20 protein-coding genes are annotated in these 15935 nt (G+C 44.2%); 17 read left to right on the top strand and 3 right to left on the bottom strand.

Features of this window, described 5'->3' with window-relative positions:
• Positions 1–3: 3 nt before the first annotated feature.
• The 15 genes from sctD to MTR11_RS08720 all read left to right on the top strand — a co-directional run bounded on the left by sctD (position 4) and on the right by MTR11_RS08720 (position 10790).
• Positions 4–1305: a type III secretion system inner membrane ring subunit SctD gene (gene sctD / locus MTR11_RS08790; RefSeq protein WP_243327322.1), complete on the top strand. Its 1302-nt coding sequence runs from the start codon at positions 4–6 to the stop codon at positions 1303–1305.
• Entirely contained in the window at positions 1292–1495 is a 204-nt protein-coding gene (locus tag MTR11_RS08785) for an EscE/YscE/SsaE family type III secretion system needle protein co-chaperone (RefSeq protein ID WP_012841766.1), read from the top strand. Before sctD ends, MTR11_RS08785 begins: the two co-directional genes overlap by 14 nt.
• A 17-nt stretch (positions 1496–1512) precedes the next feature.
• Positions 1513–1761, top strand: coding sequence for a type III secretion system needle filament subunit SctF (sctF, locus tag MTR11_RS08780; protein WP_047009831.1), 249 nt, complete (start codon positions 1513–1515; stop codon positions 1759–1761).
• Positions 1762–1764: 3 nt separating this feature from the next.
• Positions 1765–2124 carry a YscG family type III secretion system chaperone gene (locus tag MTR11_RS08775; protein ID WP_005395153.1) on the top strand — a complete coding sequence of 120 codons (360 nt, stop codon included), beginning with the start codon at positions 1765–1767 and terminating at the stop codon, positions 2122–2124.
• The gene (locus MTR11_RS08770) at positions 2121–2756 is read left to right on the top strand and encodes a YopR family T3SS polymerization control protein (protein ID WP_104971781.1); all 636 of its coding nucleotides are present in this window, start codon (positions 2121–2123) and stop codon (positions 2754–2756) included. Before MTR11_RS08775 ends, MTR11_RS08770 begins: the two co-directional genes overlap by 4 nt.
• 8 nt (positions 2757–2764) lie before the next feature.
• Entirely contained in the window at positions 2765–3109 is a 345-nt protein-coding gene (gene vscI / locus MTR11_RS08765) for a SctI family type III secretion system inner rod subunit VscI (protein WP_005377202.1), read from the top strand.
• Positions 3109–3855, top strand: coding sequence for a type III secretion system inner membrane ring lipoprotein SctJ (gene sctJ / locus MTR11_RS08760; RefSeq protein WP_118781028.1), 747 nt, complete (start codon positions 3109–3111; stop codon positions 3853–3855). The genes vscI and sctJ overlap by 1 nt, the downstream gene beginning before the upstream one ends.
• Positions 3848–4513: a SctK family type III secretion system sorting platform protein VscK gene (gene vscK, locus MTR11_RS08755; protein WP_114322286.1), complete on the top strand. Its 666-nt coding sequence runs from the start codon at positions 3848–3850 to the stop codon at positions 4511–4513. The genes sctJ and vscK overlap by 8 nt, the downstream gene beginning before the upstream one ends.
• Positions 4492–5130, top strand: coding sequence for an HrpE/YscL family type III secretion apparatus protein (locus tag MTR11_RS08750; protein WP_006741524.1), 639 nt, complete (start codon positions 4492–4494; stop codon positions 5128–5130). Before vscK ends, MTR11_RS08750 begins: the two co-directional genes overlap by 22 nt.
• A 131-nt stretch (positions 5131–5261) precedes the next feature.
• On the top strand, positions 5262–5747 hold the full coding sequence (locus MTR11_RS08745; RefSeq protein ID WP_243327321.1) for a CesT family type III secretion system chaperone: 486 nt from the start codon (positions 5262–5264) through the stop codon (positions 5745–5747).
• A gap of 3 nt (positions 5748–5750) precedes the next feature.
• The gene (locus MTR11_RS08740; protein WP_243327320.1) at positions 5751–6914 is read left to right on the top strand and encodes a VopS family T3SS effector adenosine monophosphate-protein transferase; all 1164 of its coding nucleotides are present in this window, start codon (positions 5751–5753) and stop codon (positions 6912–6914) included.
• A 264-nt stretch (positions 6915–7178) separates the two neighbouring features.
• A complete protein-coding gene (locus tag MTR11_RS08735) occupies positions 7179–7625 on the top strand; it encodes a type III secretion system chaperone (RefSeq protein ID WP_243327319.1) in 447 nt (148 codons plus the stop codon).
• Between the two features lie 10 nt (positions 7626–7635).
• Entirely contained in the window at positions 7636–8613 is a 978-nt protein-coding gene (gene vopR, locus MTR11_RS08730) for a type III secretion system effector VopR (protein WP_243327318.1), read from the top strand.
• 230 nt (positions 8614–8843) lie between these two features.
• Positions 8844–9302 (top strand): CesT family type III secretion system chaperone, encoded by a 459-nt coding sequence (locus tag MTR11_RS08725; RefSeq protein ID WP_243327317.1) that lies wholly within the window; start codon positions 8844–8846, stop codon positions 9300–9302.
• 9 nt (positions 9303–9311) lie between these two features.
• Entirely contained in the window at positions 9312–10790 is a 1479-nt protein-coding gene (locus MTR11_RS08720) for a CesT family type III secretion system chaperone (RefSeq protein ID WP_243327316.1), read from the top strand.
• A 75-nt stretch (positions 10791–10865) separates the two neighbouring features.
• Here MTR11_RS08720 and MTR11_RS08715 read toward each other — a convergent pair whose 3' ends face one another.
• From MTR11_RS08715 to MTR11_RS08705, 3 genes are all read right to left on the bottom strand, one after another.
• Positions 10866–11069 carry a hypothetical protein gene (locus tag MTR11_RS08715; protein ID WP_005395134.1) on the bottom strand — a complete coding sequence of 68 codons (204 nt, stop codon included), beginning with the start codon at positions 11067–11069 and terminating at the stop codon, positions 10866–10868.
• 597 nt (positions 11070–11666) lie between these two features.
• Positions 11667–12410 (bottom strand): SDR family NAD(P)-dependent oxidoreductase, encoded by a 744-nt coding sequence (locus tag MTR11_RS08710; protein ID WP_048626454.1) that lies wholly within the window; start codon positions 12408–12410, stop codon positions 11667–11669.
• A 63-nt stretch (positions 12411–12473) separates the two neighbouring features.
• Positions 12474–12926 (bottom strand): MarR family winged helix-turn-helix transcriptional regulator, encoded by a 453-nt coding sequence (locus MTR11_RS08705; protein WP_005395130.1) that lies wholly within the window; start codon positions 12924–12926, stop codon positions 12474–12476.
• Positions 12927–13372: 446 nt separating this feature from the next.
• Between MTR11_RS08705 and MTR11_RS08700 the strand changes: the two genes are divergently transcribed.
• Both MTR11_RS08700 and MTR11_RS08695 read left to right on the top strand, forming a co-directional pair.
• Positions 13373–14386 (top strand): HlyD family secretion protein, encoded by a 1014-nt coding sequence (locus tag MTR11_RS08700; protein ID WP_005395128.1) that lies wholly within the window; start codon positions 13373–13375, stop codon positions 14384–14386.
• Between the two features lie 5 nt (positions 14387–14391).
• Positions 14392–15924 carry an MFS transporter gene (locus tag MTR11_RS08695; protein WP_243327315.1) on the top strand — a complete coding sequence of 511 codons (1533 nt, stop codon included), beginning with the start codon at positions 14392–14394 and terminating at the stop codon, positions 15922–15924.
• Positions 15925–15935: the final 11 nt, after the last annotated feature.

The raw sequence follows: 15935 nt of genomic DNA, 5'->3' as shown, positions 1-15935 counted from the left end.
GCGATGCAGCAATGGAAAATTCGTATTTTATCAGGCGTGCATTCCGGAGTTGAAGTCACCTTACCTGAGGGCGCTCTTGTGCTTGGCAGTGACGACTTTATCGCAGATCTCGTGCTGTCTGATGCTGGGGTCGAAGCTAACCATTTCACGTTGGTTCGCCAGCAAGACTCGGTCATTTTACGAGGCTGCAAAGAGGCAAATATTAACGGTGAAAACATCTCTGTTGAAGATGATGGGATCGAGTTGTCACGCCATGCCGTTGTCTCTGTAGGCGTTGTGAAGTTCGCACTGGGGTACGCAGAAGATGCGTTAATCGTGAGTAACGTTAGCGACGAATCTAGCGAACAGGATACACCAGTTGTTGCTGTACAACGCTCTAGCTGGAAAAAAACAACGCTCATCGCCTTGCTTTGTAGCTTTGTCCCGAGTGTCATTTTTGCTGGTATGTGGTACAGCCAAGCTAACGGAAACAACAACGAGACTGTCACAGAAGCAGAACCCATTGTTTTGGTGCGCAATATCTTAGGCGAGCTCAAACTTAGCGACGTTCGTGTGGAATGGAATGCCGCCGCACGCCAAGCGGTTTTGGAAGGCTATGTTGAAGATCGAACTCAGAAACTCGATCTGCTTGGTCGAATTGATGTACTAGGTATCAATTACAAAAGTGACTTAAGAACGATGGAAGAAATCCGTCGCGGGGTTCGATTTATTTTGCGAAACCTCGGCTATCACCAGGTGAAAGTCGAAAATGGGGATGAGACGGGCACACTGTTACTGACGGGTTATATCGATGATGCAAGCCGCTGGAACCAAGTTGAGCAAATTTTAGAGCGAGACGTACCGGGCCTCGTAGCGTGGAAGGTCGAACTGCAAAGAGCGGGTGCCTACATGGATACGCTAAAAGCCTTATTGACGGATGCGGAGCTACTCAAAAAAGTCCAGTTGGTTACCAGCGGTGATCGCATCGAAGTACGCGGGGAACTTGATGATATCGAAACGACTCGATTTTACGGTGTGACTCGAGACTTCCGAGAACAATATGGTGAAAAACCATATTTAGTTTTGAAATCCATACCTAAGGTGAGTAAAGGCACTAACATCGATTTCCCGTTTCGTAGCGTTAACTTTGGTCAGGTTCCATATGTGATTCTGACTGATAACGTTCGTTACATGGTTGGTGCAAGAACGCCTCAAGGCTACCGCATATCCAGTGTTACGCCAGCTGGCATTGAGTTGGTCAAAGGCGGGCGGGTGATAACAATAGAACTCGGATACGAGGGCGAGACGAACAATGACAAATCTTGAACAAATTTTAAATAACGACAAAAACGGTGCGGAAGTGCACAAGATTAAGAGCAAGCTCTTAGAAGCACAAGCGGTGGTGAAACGTCAGTTGGATTTAGGGTGCTCACCACAGCAGTACCAATTGCTACTCAAACAGTATGAAGCTTACACCGCCGCACATGCGGTCGTTGAATCATACGAAGCGAACTAAAAATACGAGGAAGTCTTATGTCATTTTACGATGCTAGTAACAGTGTAAACCTTGATGATGTTAAAACTAAGTTGGAAAAACAAGCGAAAGATGCCAACACAGAAGTGACGACTGCCATCAAGAACCTAGAAACAAACGCCGATGATCCATCTAAGCTGGCTGAACTTCAGCACGCGATCAACAAATGGTCTGTTGTTTACAACATCAATGCGACCACCACTCGTGCGATTAAAGATGTGATGCAGTCGATTCTCCAGAAGGTATAAAGCATGGAACGAGAAATGCGCCAATTGCTGGCTGAAATCGCGCTGATGGCAACCGGTATGCATCGTCATCAAGAAGCTAACACGATTGCGGACGGCCTTGAAGCAAGCTCTGGTTCTGAAGAGACCGTGGTGATGATTCGTACAATGAGCCTTATGAATAAAGGCTTGTACGAAGAGGCTCATCAATTGCTCGAACCACTTTGCAACGCCTATCCAGATCTGATCAGTTTAGCGGCCCTTGCTTCCGCCAAAGCTGGTTTATTGAGCAAAGCGGAAAGTTGGGTAGAACTCGCATCACAGGGAAGCGAAGAAAGCCAAGCATTTGCTGCAAGCTTTTCTCAGGACATTAGGAACCTTGGATGATCGTTGATTCAAGTAATCTAACTCTTCAGCCTCAACCTCTGCGCCAATCGGAGTCGCGCCATTATGAGCGGAGCGATGAAGATAAGATGAATGTGCTCATGGAGCGTAATGCCAAGCAAGCGGAAGCCTCACACGCCTCTCCAAAAGAGACGTTAGAGAAAACAGAAGCGAAACTGGCGGACATCAAAGCGTGGTATGAATCACTAAAAGACGCAGATGTTGTCAGTAAACAAAGCGTCTTATCATCGTTGAATGAAGCGTTCTCCGATCCTCAAGTTAAACGAGAGGCAATGTGGTACGCCTTTTATGAGGCGAAGAGTGCAAAGGGCACCGAACACCCGCAAGCCGATTTATTAAAGGTGTTGAAGCAGGAGTTGCTAGGGGATTTTTCGGGCCAGCTTATTGCCGAGCCACCTGTCGATAAAGCAGCACTTAAAGAAATGTTGGCGCAGCATTTTCCACTTGGTGCCCAGAAAGAACAAGCCTTGTGGCACTGCTGGGCTGAGTTGAAGTCGTTACCTGGTATGGCATCAACACTGGACATGGTTCGTGATGAGCTTAGCTTCATGATTCAAAAAAATGCGATGGTGAAAAACATCGTGACTCATAGTCACAAGTTAGATTTGTCTTAGGAGTACATATGATAAACACGCAGTACACCGAGGTGATGCAAACCAACATTGATAAGTTGCAGGATGCACAAGTCGAGGACGGTTTAAGTGAACGTTTCGAACAAGCTATGTCGGTTCCCGAGGCGAATAATGGCCTGGAGGGCGGTTTGCTCGAAAACATCAGCGAGTTAAAAAATACTATCGATAACGCGAAAAGTAACCTGCAAGACAACATGAAGATGGTGGGTGATGATCCGGCGCAATTACTGCAAATGCAGTGGGCACTGACGCGCATTACTTTTCAAGAAGAGCTGATCGCGAAAACCGTGGGTAAAACCACACAAAATGTAGAAACCTTATTGAAGGCACAATAGTGATGATGAATAAAATGAGAGCGGCTTTCATCATGCTCACGTTGTTTCTGGTAGGTTGTCAGACCGAGCTGTACACCAACGTAACTCAGAAAGAGGGGAATGAGATGTTGTCGATCTTATTATCCGAAGGTGTCGTTGCAACAAAAGAACCTGACAAAGACAACACCGTCAAGTTAATGGTAGACAGTTCTCAAATCGCCTTCGCTGTAGACGCGCTGAAGCGAAAAGGGTATCCAAGAGAGCAGTTTTCTACATTGAAAGAGGTGTTTCCCAAAGACGATTTGATCTCGTCGCCATTAGCAGAACGAGCACGTTTGGTGTACGCGAAATCTCAAGAACTTTCTTCAACCTTATCTCAGATTGATGGCGTGCTGGTGGCACGTGTTCATGTTGTTTTGGAAGATCAAGATCTACGTCCAGGAGAGCGTCCAACGCCTGCATCTGCCTCTGTGTTTATTAAACATGCGGCGGATATTGCGCTTGACTCGTATGTTCCGCAGATCAAATTATTGGTGAACAACAGTATTGAGGGGTTGAATTACGATCGAATCAGCGTAGTGATGGTACCCTCATCAGAGGTACGAGTTGCTACTCAAAACAATCAATTTAAAAGCATTTTGTCGGTTCAGGTCACCAAAGAGACGGCGAATAATTTTGTCGCCATCCTGGTGTTCTTGGTAGCTGCGCTTATCGGTTCAAATATCGCTACTTTTACTTGGTGCCGCAGGAACACAAAGCGTGGTTAAACCAGAAACACCACTCGCGCAGGTACAACATCAATTTAACTACGCGCCTTGCCAATACATCCATAAAAGTTGGATAGAACAGAAACAGCCTTGGTTATTAAATATTGAAGGTTGGAGAGATAACCCCATGTTTAACCAATGGTGCATAAATGAGTGGGCGTTATCTCCAGTTCCAGAGACGGCTTTTAACAAACCTTGCCATAGCTTGGCGTTGCTCCCAGCGGATGCGTTGAATCAACTCGTATTGATGGTGGGCGGAGCTTTACATTGTGTGGCAATGCGAGGCGTTGTTTTAAAACATCCGAAACAGGTTCTGAACAACGTCTTTGGATTGGAAGGCGCTCGGTTCTTGATTCAAAACGGGCCGATGTTGTTATCCAGTTGGCCGCAAGGTTGGCAACATCCGTTGCCAGAATCATTGGATGAGCGGTCTGTTGAAGCAAAAATGCAAGCGCTTGGGTACTCCTGGATAAGGTTTGTTTTAGTTAACTCGCCAGAAGACATTGTCCTGCGTTGGCAATTCAAACTAGAACAGCAGCTCAGCGAGAGTACGGAAATGGCTAGCTGGTTGGCAAAAGATCAGCGAGATCTGGCGTATCGACTCACAAAAAAAATCGCAAAACAGGTTATTCCCCAATGGTTTCATTTGTTGAAATAAAAACAGACAACTTGCAGCTGGCACCTGGCTTAAAGGTGCTGAAAGCGAAAGATTATGCCAGTTATCTTGATTCGCAACACTTAGTTGAAGCCGCGAACTCCAAAGCTGAAAGCATAATTGCTAATGCCCAACAAGCCTACGAAACTGAAAAACAACGTGGTTATCAAGATGGTCTCGCACAAGCCAAGATTGAAAATGCGCAAACGATGGTTGAAACCCTAGCGCGTTGTAATGATTACTATCAGCAAGTCGAAGAAAAAATGACAGGCGTGGTGTTAGAAGCGGTACGTAAGATCATCGATACCTTTGATGATGTCGATACCACGGTGAGCGTCGTGCGAGAAGCGTTGCAATTGGTGAGCAACCAAAAGCAGGTCATTTTACATGTCCATCCAGAGCAGGTTGTTGATGTGAGGGAAAAGGTGGCTGGTGTATTGAGTGATTACCCTGAAGTCGGTTACGTTGACGTGGTAGCAGACGCTCGCTTGAAAAATGGAGGCTGCATTCTGGAAACTGAAGTTGGGATCATCGACGCCAGTATTGATGGACAGTTGCATGCATTAAAGCAAGCGATGGTGAAGCAGCTCAGTGAGCGTAAAATTACGATTCATGAATAAATCTTAAAAACTCAGCACTTGCTGAGTTTTTTCATTTTAATGCCTTTAAACAAAAAAAATCCGACCATTTCTAAAATATTCACTGCCATAAATCCTTAAGAATACACCTAAGAAAGCTGCTTAGTTGATAAGTGTTGCAACCAAGCAGCGCCTCTAAAACAACAAAAATAGGATTATTTAGTCGAATGGCTAATGGATTTATAACTTCTTTACTGACAGATTTTGCCAGCCGCTGCCAACTGGAGTCGCTGGTTTTTGATGAGGATGATTGTTGTCATCTACTCATTGACCAAAACACAGCAATCACAATTCGCGCACAAGAAGATCGCCTGACACTTATTGGGCTGATTTCAGGCGATAAGCCGAGTGATGATGTTTTGCGTCAACATATGAAAGATGCCTTAACGCAAGGCTCTCCAGCGGTATTCTGGGAGGCAGAAACGGGATACATCGGTTTCACACACCTGCACCAGCAACTGTTAACTGCTTCTTTTCTTGATGAATCATTAGCGAATTTCATCGAATGGCTAAAAAGTGCGAACACGCAAAAAGTAACCAATAAAACAACCGAAGTACCGGTAACGAGTACTACTCATTTTTCCACATTAAGGGTTTAAAACATGATCAGTTTTGGAAGTGTTAGCGCATTGCAGGCTGCCATGCCGCAAGCTCGCAACGAGATACTTAACGAAGGCAAGCTGAGTATTGGTGGCAAAGAATACCAAATCAACGCAGCGACCCAAGAATTTACTCGTACCAATCCTACGAATGGTGCAGTAGCGCGATTTTTTGAAGCGACAGGAAAATTGTTTCGCGAAGGCAGCTCACAATCGGTTGCGAAAGCCCTTACAAAAGCCGTATTTGATAGTGAGCAAGGCCAAGCTCAGCGTTTACGAGCTGCTTCTTCTGTTGAGCATGGACAAATGTTCTTCAAAGATGGAAACATAAAAACCGCATCAGATGTATTAAATGCATTCGCGAAATTGGATAGCAAAACGGTCCAATCGCACTCTGCTGAGCTAAACCAGTTAGCGGAGCGAGCAATGACAGAGGCAATGTTAGAAACCGACTCTGGTAAAAAACTCACATCACTGATTGGAGAAAGTGCAGCGAAGTCGCTTGCTGGACGTGTAGTAAAAGACTATGGCGGTGGTGTGTCTGCAGCGCAAAAAAATCCAGCAGGTAGCATCAATCAAATGCAAGCGGTGTTTGATATGGAGGTGATGCATCTTAAATCGGCGCAACGCCATATCGAAGGTCTAGCAAGCACCGATCTAAGCCAAGGTGTATACGCTGAAGGACTGGCAGAGGACACGTTTAACAAAAGTGGCGTCACCGATAATGTCGAACGAGCTGCGGCGTGGATCATTAATGCTTCTAACTCTAAAGGAAACGATGCCGAAAACATTACGTCTTTACTTAAAGAATACGCGTCTAATGGTAAAGACTTATTGAATATGGACAACTTAAAAGAGCTACACGCTCGCTTGGTACCTGATGTTGAACGTGACTACAGAGGGCCAAATATTTCGGGTGGTACTCTGCCTTCAAGTATTGGCGGTGAGGGGATGCTAAAGCAGCACATTGAAGGATTTTTGAAAGAAAACCCAGTGGCGGATAAAGATCTGGGTAAACACTTGTTTGCAGGAGTCATTGGGTATCACGGGTTTACTGATGGAAACGGTCGCATGGGACGCATGCTATACGCGATCGCAGAACTTCGTAACGACTCATTCAATCCTTTGGCTATGAACGCAGAGAACAGCCTTCACGGCATCAAGTAATTTTTCTCTTCTATTCCAATTTTAGAGCGGCGATTGCCGCTCTTTTCTTATTTCTTTATCCAACTTATTCTTCATTTTTCTACCTCGCTAAAACGGCTAATAGCAATAAAATTGAGACGTTTAAATAAAGCTCTTGTGTCTATCACGCCATAAAATCGCTCTTATCCTTATGAGCTTATTTAAATAAGCCGTTATACCCAAGTCGTCTCGCTGCATCAAATATTTCGAGGCTACTTAGGTATATTAAATTAGGCTGGACACAACATGGATACAGGAAAGATTAATATGCTTCTCTCTGAACTGGGAGAAGTGCTGAAACTTGAACGCGTGACAGCGTATGACGATCAAATGTGGTCACTGCATTTTGCTGAAAATAACAGTGTCGATGTTCTGCTCGTGGAGGAAAAAGGCGAGTTGTTGATTTCTAAAAACCTGCACATAGAACAAGAGGATATTACGTTAGACAAACTTCAAGTTTTACTTGAATACAACTTCTTATATCGAGAAACCGGCGGTGTGCAGTTTTGCGTTAATCCAACCACCGAAGATGTGGTTCTTCAGGTTGCCATCGCGGCCGAGAGTGAACTCACCAATATTGCTAACTTGATGATTCAACTGAATGAGCTAGTGGATACTTGGGCTCAGCTATTTCAGAACAATACGGTTGTAGATTTTAGTCAAACAGACGTACACGCATTTATTCAGGTTTAAGGCATCAAACATGGTCAATATTAATACATCACACATGCATTCGTTGAGTCAGTTAACGTCCCATTTGGCGACACAAAATCAAGCTGACGATAAAGAGGTTCGAGCGCATAATGGCAAAGATATTTTTGTTAAAGAAGGGGCGCCCAAAAACAAAAGCGTCAGCGCGCGTATTAGCCACCAGAATAAAGCGAAAGACATTGTGGTGAATCTGCTCACGAAGCAAGGCATTCCTAAAGACGTTGCGAAGCTGATGCTGCAAAATGTGTTGAACGGTGAAAACAAGTTAACGCTTGGTAGTCTGAAAAATCTTGAGAGATTGTCGTCTGGTCCTAGTTCACATTGGCCAGCCGCACAAACGGCGGCCTCTTCTTCTAAAGCGAATAAAACCTCATCGAGTGTAGCGCTGATCAACGAACATAAAGCTAACCTTCAAAAGCTTGGTGATTTTGCCTGTACAGACTTAAATACATTTGGTGTAAAAGGTTCGCAGTTTTATGAAACCAAAGGAAAGCCTAGACTAGAAGCGCTTCACGCGAATCAAGCGCGAATCATGCAAGATCAACGAGCGACTATGTCCGCAAACGGAGTTCAAGCTGCAGCACAAAGAGGAACCGCACCGCAATTAAGCACTTTACAGAACATTGCTAAGGCAGTACAAAACGCGAAAGCCGGCTGCTGTACTACATTTGCCTTTGCTGCCGCTGCGGAGATGATTCAAGGCATGTCAGGCACACCTGAAGGTGAGCCTAAAGTAGAAGTGGTTGCGTTTAAAAAGGGTCATTCAGGTACACACCTTTATGTACTGGTTGGTCGACAAGAGGGGAGTGATATCAAAGATCCATCAACATGGAGTAAGGATGTGAAAATTGTTGACCCTTGGGCCACATCCGCATTCGGTGCACCAATGTTTGGAGATGCGCAACGACCACCTGTTTCGAATATGTTCCCGCCAACAGAAGTCATTTTTGATAGCCATAAACTGGGTTAGTCACTCTGCAAAAGAAGTGAGCAAATACATAATGCTAAGCTTCTAACCTTTATTGAAAGAGCAGCCCTGAGCTGCTCTTTTTGATTACTCTGGCAACTCGTTTTTAGAGCGAGATTTCTGCGGAAAACCTCACAATGAAGGCGAAAAAGTGACAAAAATAAAGCCATTACCGACATCGTTCAATCTGCAATCGTTGTTCAATAGAGTTATTGAAACAAAAGGAAAAAGTTATGAACACGATTCAACAACTGCTCTTGGAGTTTTGCCAACTCAATGAGTTACCCGAACTGAATTTTGAAGACAATGAACGTTGTCAGCTACTGGTCGACGACTGCTACATGCTGTATTTCATCGCGACAGATACGGATGACTTAATGTTGTCCGTGACGTTCGGAGGATTAGAAAAATCGGGCGAACAAAGACTAAAAGGTTTAGAGCTTCTTGCTCATGCTAATTATCAGGGTATCGGTAGTGGCAGCCTTGCACTTGCTTTAGCCCCAAATGGTCGACAGCTTGTCTTAGCGGGACGTAAACCTGTTGAGCACCTAAACACGACGAATCTTACTGCTTGGTTTCATGAGGTTATTGAACAGGCTGAATTGTGGCAAGCGCGTTTTGCAATGTTGGATCAAGCGATTCCAACCCCCCCTAATCATGAACAAGCTCATGTTCAATCACTTCGTGTGTAGGAGAGAAAAATGGTCAATACAACGCAAAAAATCAGCCAAAGCCCAGTACCTGATCTAGAACAGTTTCGTGCAGTCGCTGCGCAAAAAGATGACCGAGTGATCAGTAAAAGAGGTGAGGTAAAAGAACCTTCAACGTTCCACAAAGGTCACAAGTTTGCTTCTATCCACGAAGGCGTGTTGAGAAGCAAATACACTAAGTTTTTCCAAGAAAACATCAAAACTCACCTTGATTTAAAGCAGGCGCTACTTAAGCAAGAAAAACCTGAGGTTGCGCTGTTGGCTTACTCCCTAGTGAGTCCTTCTGGTTATCGCGGTGAGCCGCTTACTGAGCGCAAAATCTTAGAAGTTGTCAGCTTGTTGGATGAAGTCAAGGTGAGCAGCGATACGTACCAGCAGCTTAAAAATACGTTTGACGCGATCAGCAAAGATCCGCGTATGCAGGTGAGTTTAGAGGCTCAGTACCCGGGGAAAATGGATGGTTTTGGTGCCGAACTGTTACAGATGGGCAAAGAAAAACTGAAAGGTTCTGGCGTTAATGCTGTCATCAACCTAGCTTTGCCTGGCGTAGGGCTATTAATTTCAACAGGACGTGAGCTGCACAAAGCGGCAGTCAATGGCGATGCTGAAGCTTACCACCATCAGCTGGAGCAAATTTCGCAGCTTCCAGGGCGAGACCAACGTCTCTCTATGCCGATGCAACAAACATTGGCTCAAGGTCATGCAATGTTATCAGCTGAAGGTGCAGTTGGGGCAACATTGGGCATGGCGACAGGGAGCTTGGGTACTTTTGGTGTGAGCTCCGTAGCGACAGCGGGTGTTACGCCGATAGCAAAAGAAGCCATTGGTTCGGCTGCCACGACTGGCATTATCAGTGGTGGTGGTTTTGTTGCGAACCAAGCTGGAGCATACGGACTAAATACAGAAGTCAAAGAACAACTCATGCAAGGTGAGATGTCTGGTGTTTTACCAAGGCTTGAAGTTTCTAATACCAAAGGAGACTTTACCTTCAGCATGCAAGATCCAGCTTCTGTACGCGCATTGATGGCGTACCTTGGCCCTAAAGAGAACACGGCGATGACATCACCTCAAGCGCCTAAAGAAGCACAAGAGATGGAAGCTGCTCGCTTAACGTTGAAAAAGATGTTGGGATCAGAGCCAGGTGAACACTTAGTCCCTGACGTTGATTCTATCTTGAAGCTAAGTCCAGAAGATGCGCCAAGTGAAACTGAGGCAACTGCTCATAGTGCGTTTAAAAAGCTATTGGGCGAAGATTGGGATTGGCTCATGCCTGCAGTTCGAGCGATCGATAAAGGTGAGGCGAGTCAAATCAATGAAAAGCTGACTTACAAACTGCCACTTGATGCAGAAAATGGACGAGTATACCTTGATAAATGCCCAAACCTGAGTGACGCTCAGTTGGATGCATTAGATAAACTGGGCTCACCAAGTCAATTGCGACTGATGTACTTAGCGGAAGGTTGGGTTTAATTGAAAGTAAGGGAGCAGATGCTCCCTTACCGTATATGGTGTTTTGCCGGATGTTTATCTAGGCGTTAAATTGGCCTACTGATTTCGCTTAAAAAAGCGCTCGGCATTAGCAAATAGAGATTCACAGTGCTTTTTCTGCTTGTCGTAGTCAGCCGAACCTTCTGGCATTGCGTCTAATACTTCTTTTGCGCTGTGGTATTCTTTTACCATCAACTCAAATTTATCTTCATAATTGCTTTTTTTATTCTTTTTTTGAAAGCTATCTCGTTTTTTTCTCATTTTTATTCCTCTAGAGCGTGTTTATTAAAGGTCAATCTAATTAACCTCTACTTTTATAGGAATAACGAAGTCAAAATGGTTTAAATTAAGTCTAAATATTCCATTGTCATCGCGCTGATTAATATATTTCACCGCTAATGACTATTCCTAAATAGTGATGATATATACACGAAGTGGCTATGCAGCGTTATGTCTTATTTTGACGCTTACTGATTGTTTTTATAAGGTTAAATTCCTTATAAACCTATCGATGTAAAGACAGCGCGTTGTGATAACCATGCTAAGAGAGCTAACTCTCGTTCGTATTTAAATCAAAACTGAGGCTATTTAATGGAAGATAAAGAATAAGTTGCTACAGGAGTTGAGTAACGAAATGACTCGAAAGAAAACTAAGAAGAGACTCGAACTAAATATTTCATCAATAGCTCACGGTTAGGAGCTGAGCTCACTATACACCGATTATAAGAAATAGATAGGACTTTCTATTTTTCTTCAGACAAAACTGCCCATGAAGGAAGCTTGCGCGTTGCAAAGCAATACCTAAAGATACAAAGGCATGCGTACATGCCTTTGTATTTGTGCCTAGCACACTTGGCGCTATGGTAGGTAGGCGCCGCCACATACTGGATTGTATGTGCCCGTGATATGTCCGCTTTTTTCACTTGCCAAGTAGCTCACGGTGTTTGCTACGTCTTCAGGTGTGGCAATTTTCTGCGTTGGTGTGAACATTCGAATGGTTTCTTTAAACTCTTCAGGAGCACCTTTTGTTGCGTCTGTTTCTACAAGGCCCGGAGCAACGACATTAGACGTAATCCCGAAAGGACCAAGTTCTTGAGCGAGGTATTTACTAAAGCTATCAAGTGCACCTTTTGCACTACCATGAGCAATAAAGCTTGGTGCAGGAGCTTCTGATAAGGTGCTAGAGATAAAAATTAAGCGACCAAACTGGCTGGCTTTCATGTTTTCTACCGCCAATTTTGCCGTTTGATATGCAGCGTGCATTTCGTCATTTAGCTTTTGTGAAAACTCTTCCCACGACTGCTCAGTGAAAGGTTTAGCGGTAAAGCTCATGTTTGCGTTTGAGACAAGAACATCAACGCCACCATGTTCATTTGCTATGCTGTCGAACATCCCTTGTATTTGTGCGTCATCACGAACGTCAGCTTTTAAAGTGTACGCCTCACCACCGGCGTTTTGAATTTCCTGAGCTAACGCTTCCGCGACCGCAGCACTATTTACGTAGTTGATAAAAACTCGGTAACCATCTGCAGCGAGTGCTTTTGCTGTTGCTGCACCAATTCCGCGAGCGCCACCTGTAATTAAAGCATTGCGTTTTGTCATCGTATTTCTCCAAGGTTGAGCCTGACTGTTAAACCAGCTTCTGTCGCAACGTACGCTGATAAGTTAAATTTGTCCGTTAAGCTTGCGTAAGTTCGCTACCACGCTAGAAAGTTGCTGTTTGCTGTTATCTAGGTCGGCATCAGCAAGGTTCTGTTGGGCTTCTTGCAGTACTAGCGAAGCGATATTTGCACATGTATCAACGGTGTCTAAAGATTTTTCTGTTAGCACGACTAACTTGCTTCGACTATCCGTTGGCGAAGGTTTCCTCTCTGTCCAACCGCGCTTTTCAAGCCCATCAATTGATCGACTGACGCTCGATTTTTCTAAGTACAACAGTTCACAAATCTGACTTTGAGAAAGGGCACCGTTGTTTCGTAACAGCAACACGACACCCCATTGTTCTGCTGTCATATCAATACCAGCATCTTTGAAACGGGTAGTGAGTAATCGGTTAAACAGACGACTAGCAAGCCCCGTAAGGTGACCGAGAGACTGATGATGGTTGTATTGGGACATGGAAAATTTCACCAAATAACATGAACGAACAATATGGTTGTATACACAACTATATTGGGCGATGTCAAATTCGTTTGAAGAAAATGCTACTAGCTTGTGCTTATCGTTGGGTTGATGTGTCAGATTGAGGTGCTAATGAAAATTGGTGAGGTAGCTTCGAAAACTTCGGCCAGTCAAATGTTTGCGCCTGATGCACCGAGTTGGGGAGCAAGCTTCATTAAAGGTAGGGGAGTTGCAGTCCTCTCTTTACTTATTCAGTTTAAATGTGTTTTTTGTTTACATTACAAATGGTTAGATTTTAATTCTTTTCATTCGAAACACTTTTCTCAAGAAGTTCATGATAAATCAATGAGATTGATCTTTTTGATTGGCAATGATCAAATGTGTCTTTACTAAAACTGTACGGTACAGTACAGTTTGTGAAAATCATAAAATGGGTTTCAAACATGAAGAAGAAAGTTATCGCCTTGTCGCTTGTTGTTGGTTCGTTATTTGCTGCTGGCTGTGCCTTATACCAGCCGAATACTGTAATGACGGATAACGCATATGTTCATTCAGACGTTACGGCCATTTCACCTGAGGTTGGGGGGCAAGTAAGCGAAATCTTTGTCAAAGATAACCAGTGGGTAAGAGAAGGAACTCCTTTGTTTGTCATTGATGATGAAGACTTTATTGCCAACCAAGAAATTGCTCGAGCAGCACTAGATGTTGCGAAATCTGAGCTTACTGCAAATCAAATCAAAACGGATATGCAGTTAATGAAAATTGAGCAGGCGAAGCAAGGTATTCGCCGCGCGAGTGCAAATGCCGAACACCAAGCGGCGGAGTTTCAACGTCTTTCTCGTTTGGTACAAAAGCAATCTGTGAGCAAAAATCAGTTTGAAGCACAAAAAACGCGATCTATTGAAGCAAGCAGTAATCTTGAAACCGCTAAATTGGGCTTAGCTGCTGAGCAAAAACAGCTCGACACATTGATGACTGAGAAGTTGCAACTGACAGCACAGCGTAAAAAAGCAGAAGCAAACTTACGACTGGCTAATATTTCACTGGAAAGAACCACGGTGCGTGCGCCATTCGATGGCTATGTGGCAGATAGACAAGTGCAAGTCGGCAAGTTTGTACAACCAGGAATGGGGCTCATCGTGATGGTGCCAGATTATGTTTGGATAGAGGCAAACTTTAAAGAAACACAACTTGAGAACGTTGTGCCTGGGCAAGAGGTTGAAGTGGTATTGGATATGTTTCCAAACCATCCATTGCATGGCCGTGTTTCTTCGATAACCCCGGCGACTGGTGCACAGTTTAGTTTATTGCCACCTCAAAATGCGACAGGCAATTTCGTAAAAGTAGTACAACGTGTACCAGTACGTATTGAGCTAGAGATCCCTCAAGAGTTGAGTCAACGAGTCTATCCGGGGTTGTCTGCAGAAGTATCGATCGAGACCGCGGCACAAGGTTAACTGCAATGGAAAAACGTTCACCGCTGCTGATTTTGACGCTTTTTGCGATTGCTGCTTTTGGTATTAACTCCGTGATGTTTACCGAGTTATCGTATGAGATGGCGGCAACGTCAGGCTTATCTGTCGATGAAGTTGCTCTGGTTAAAGTCGGCTTTATGATTACCCAGGTATTAGGTTTTATATTCACACCAATATTGGTGCGTAGATTGGGTACGTTAATTCTCTTACATGCCATTTTATTGGTAGGTCTAGCGAGCAACCTTGTACTTTACTGGGGCGGACAGCAAGAACTGGTGTTCACTCTGACTTGGCTCTCGAGTGGCTTTTTTATGAGCATGTTAATGGTGGTATTAAACCTTTACTTGCTCCACTTCTTTGAACAGCGTTGGCTACCAGCCATTATTGCTTTAACGCTAGTATTCTCAACCTTGCTACCGATCGGCGCTTACCCTTGGGTAGTGGCCAATATTGTCGAAATCTTTGATTGGTCACTGTTGTGTGTTGTGTCGGCTTGGCTGTACTTCTCTGCCTTGGTAATTGCATGCATCTACAATCCTAAGTCGATTCAAATCGAGGCCGAACCCAAATCTGGCTGTTGGCTTTATTTAGTTTTTGCCCTGACAATAAGCCTCGTTGTATTTCTATTGATGAGAGGCAGTTATTACAACTGGTTTGACTCGGAATGGTTTGTTAAAGCCTCTTCGATAGCCGCGGCTCTGACTTTATTAGTGGTGTATTACTTTGTGAAAACCAGTCCTTTAAATACAGCATCAATACAGCTGCATAGTAAGTTGAAAACTAATGTTTTTATGTACAACGCTTTTTTGGCAGGTTTTGCTGTTATGGCGAGCAATGTGTTGTTTACTAGCTTTTTGAAAATGGCGTTGCAGTACAACAACCTTAATGCTGGATATGCCCAATTGCCGGCATTTTATTCCATGCTAGGTGGTATGCTAGTCAGTGTGCTGGTGTATTACTTCCGCCGGCCATTAGCGGATGCAGTCGTCCCGTTTGGTGTGGTGATGATTATACTTTCGGTACATATGTTTAGTCAGTTACCTAGCTTTGCTGGTACGGAATCTTTGTCCGTTCCGATGATGTTACGTGGGTTTGGTGTCGGCTTATTGAATGTGTCTGTGACCATTGCAGTATTGATGTACTTCAATGTCGGGCAGCGCTTAGAAGGTATTGCCAATTTCTACCTCTTTCGTACCATTGGCGGTGTGATCGCTGGTGCCGTGTTCTCACGGGTAATGCAAAGCCATAGTGCACAAGCCGCTGGAGAGATTGGCCGAACGCTAGATGATGTGAATCATGCTTTTGGTGCTTATAAAAATGCGTTGAGCAGTACGATTCTGACTCATGGGCACTTGCCAAATTCGGCATTAGGAATGAGCCAAATTAGTTCTGTTGTCAAAGAGCAGGCGACCACTCTCGCACTGAGTAATTCATTATTGATGTTTATTATCTCGGTCTTTGCTCTCGCGCCAATCTTAATAATCGGTAAAAAACTGGCGGCGAAGCGAGAGATTCACTAAGCCATAGAAAC

Source organism: Vibrio sp. CCB-PB317, assembly GCF_022808245.1.
GTDB classification, from domain to species: Bacteria; Pseudomonadota; Gammaproteobacteria; order Enterobacterales; family Vibrionaceae; genus Vibrio; species Vibrio diabolicus.
The sequence above is the reverse complement of the archived record's forward strand: the minus strand, read 5'-3'. Positions and strand labels throughout refer to the sequence as shown.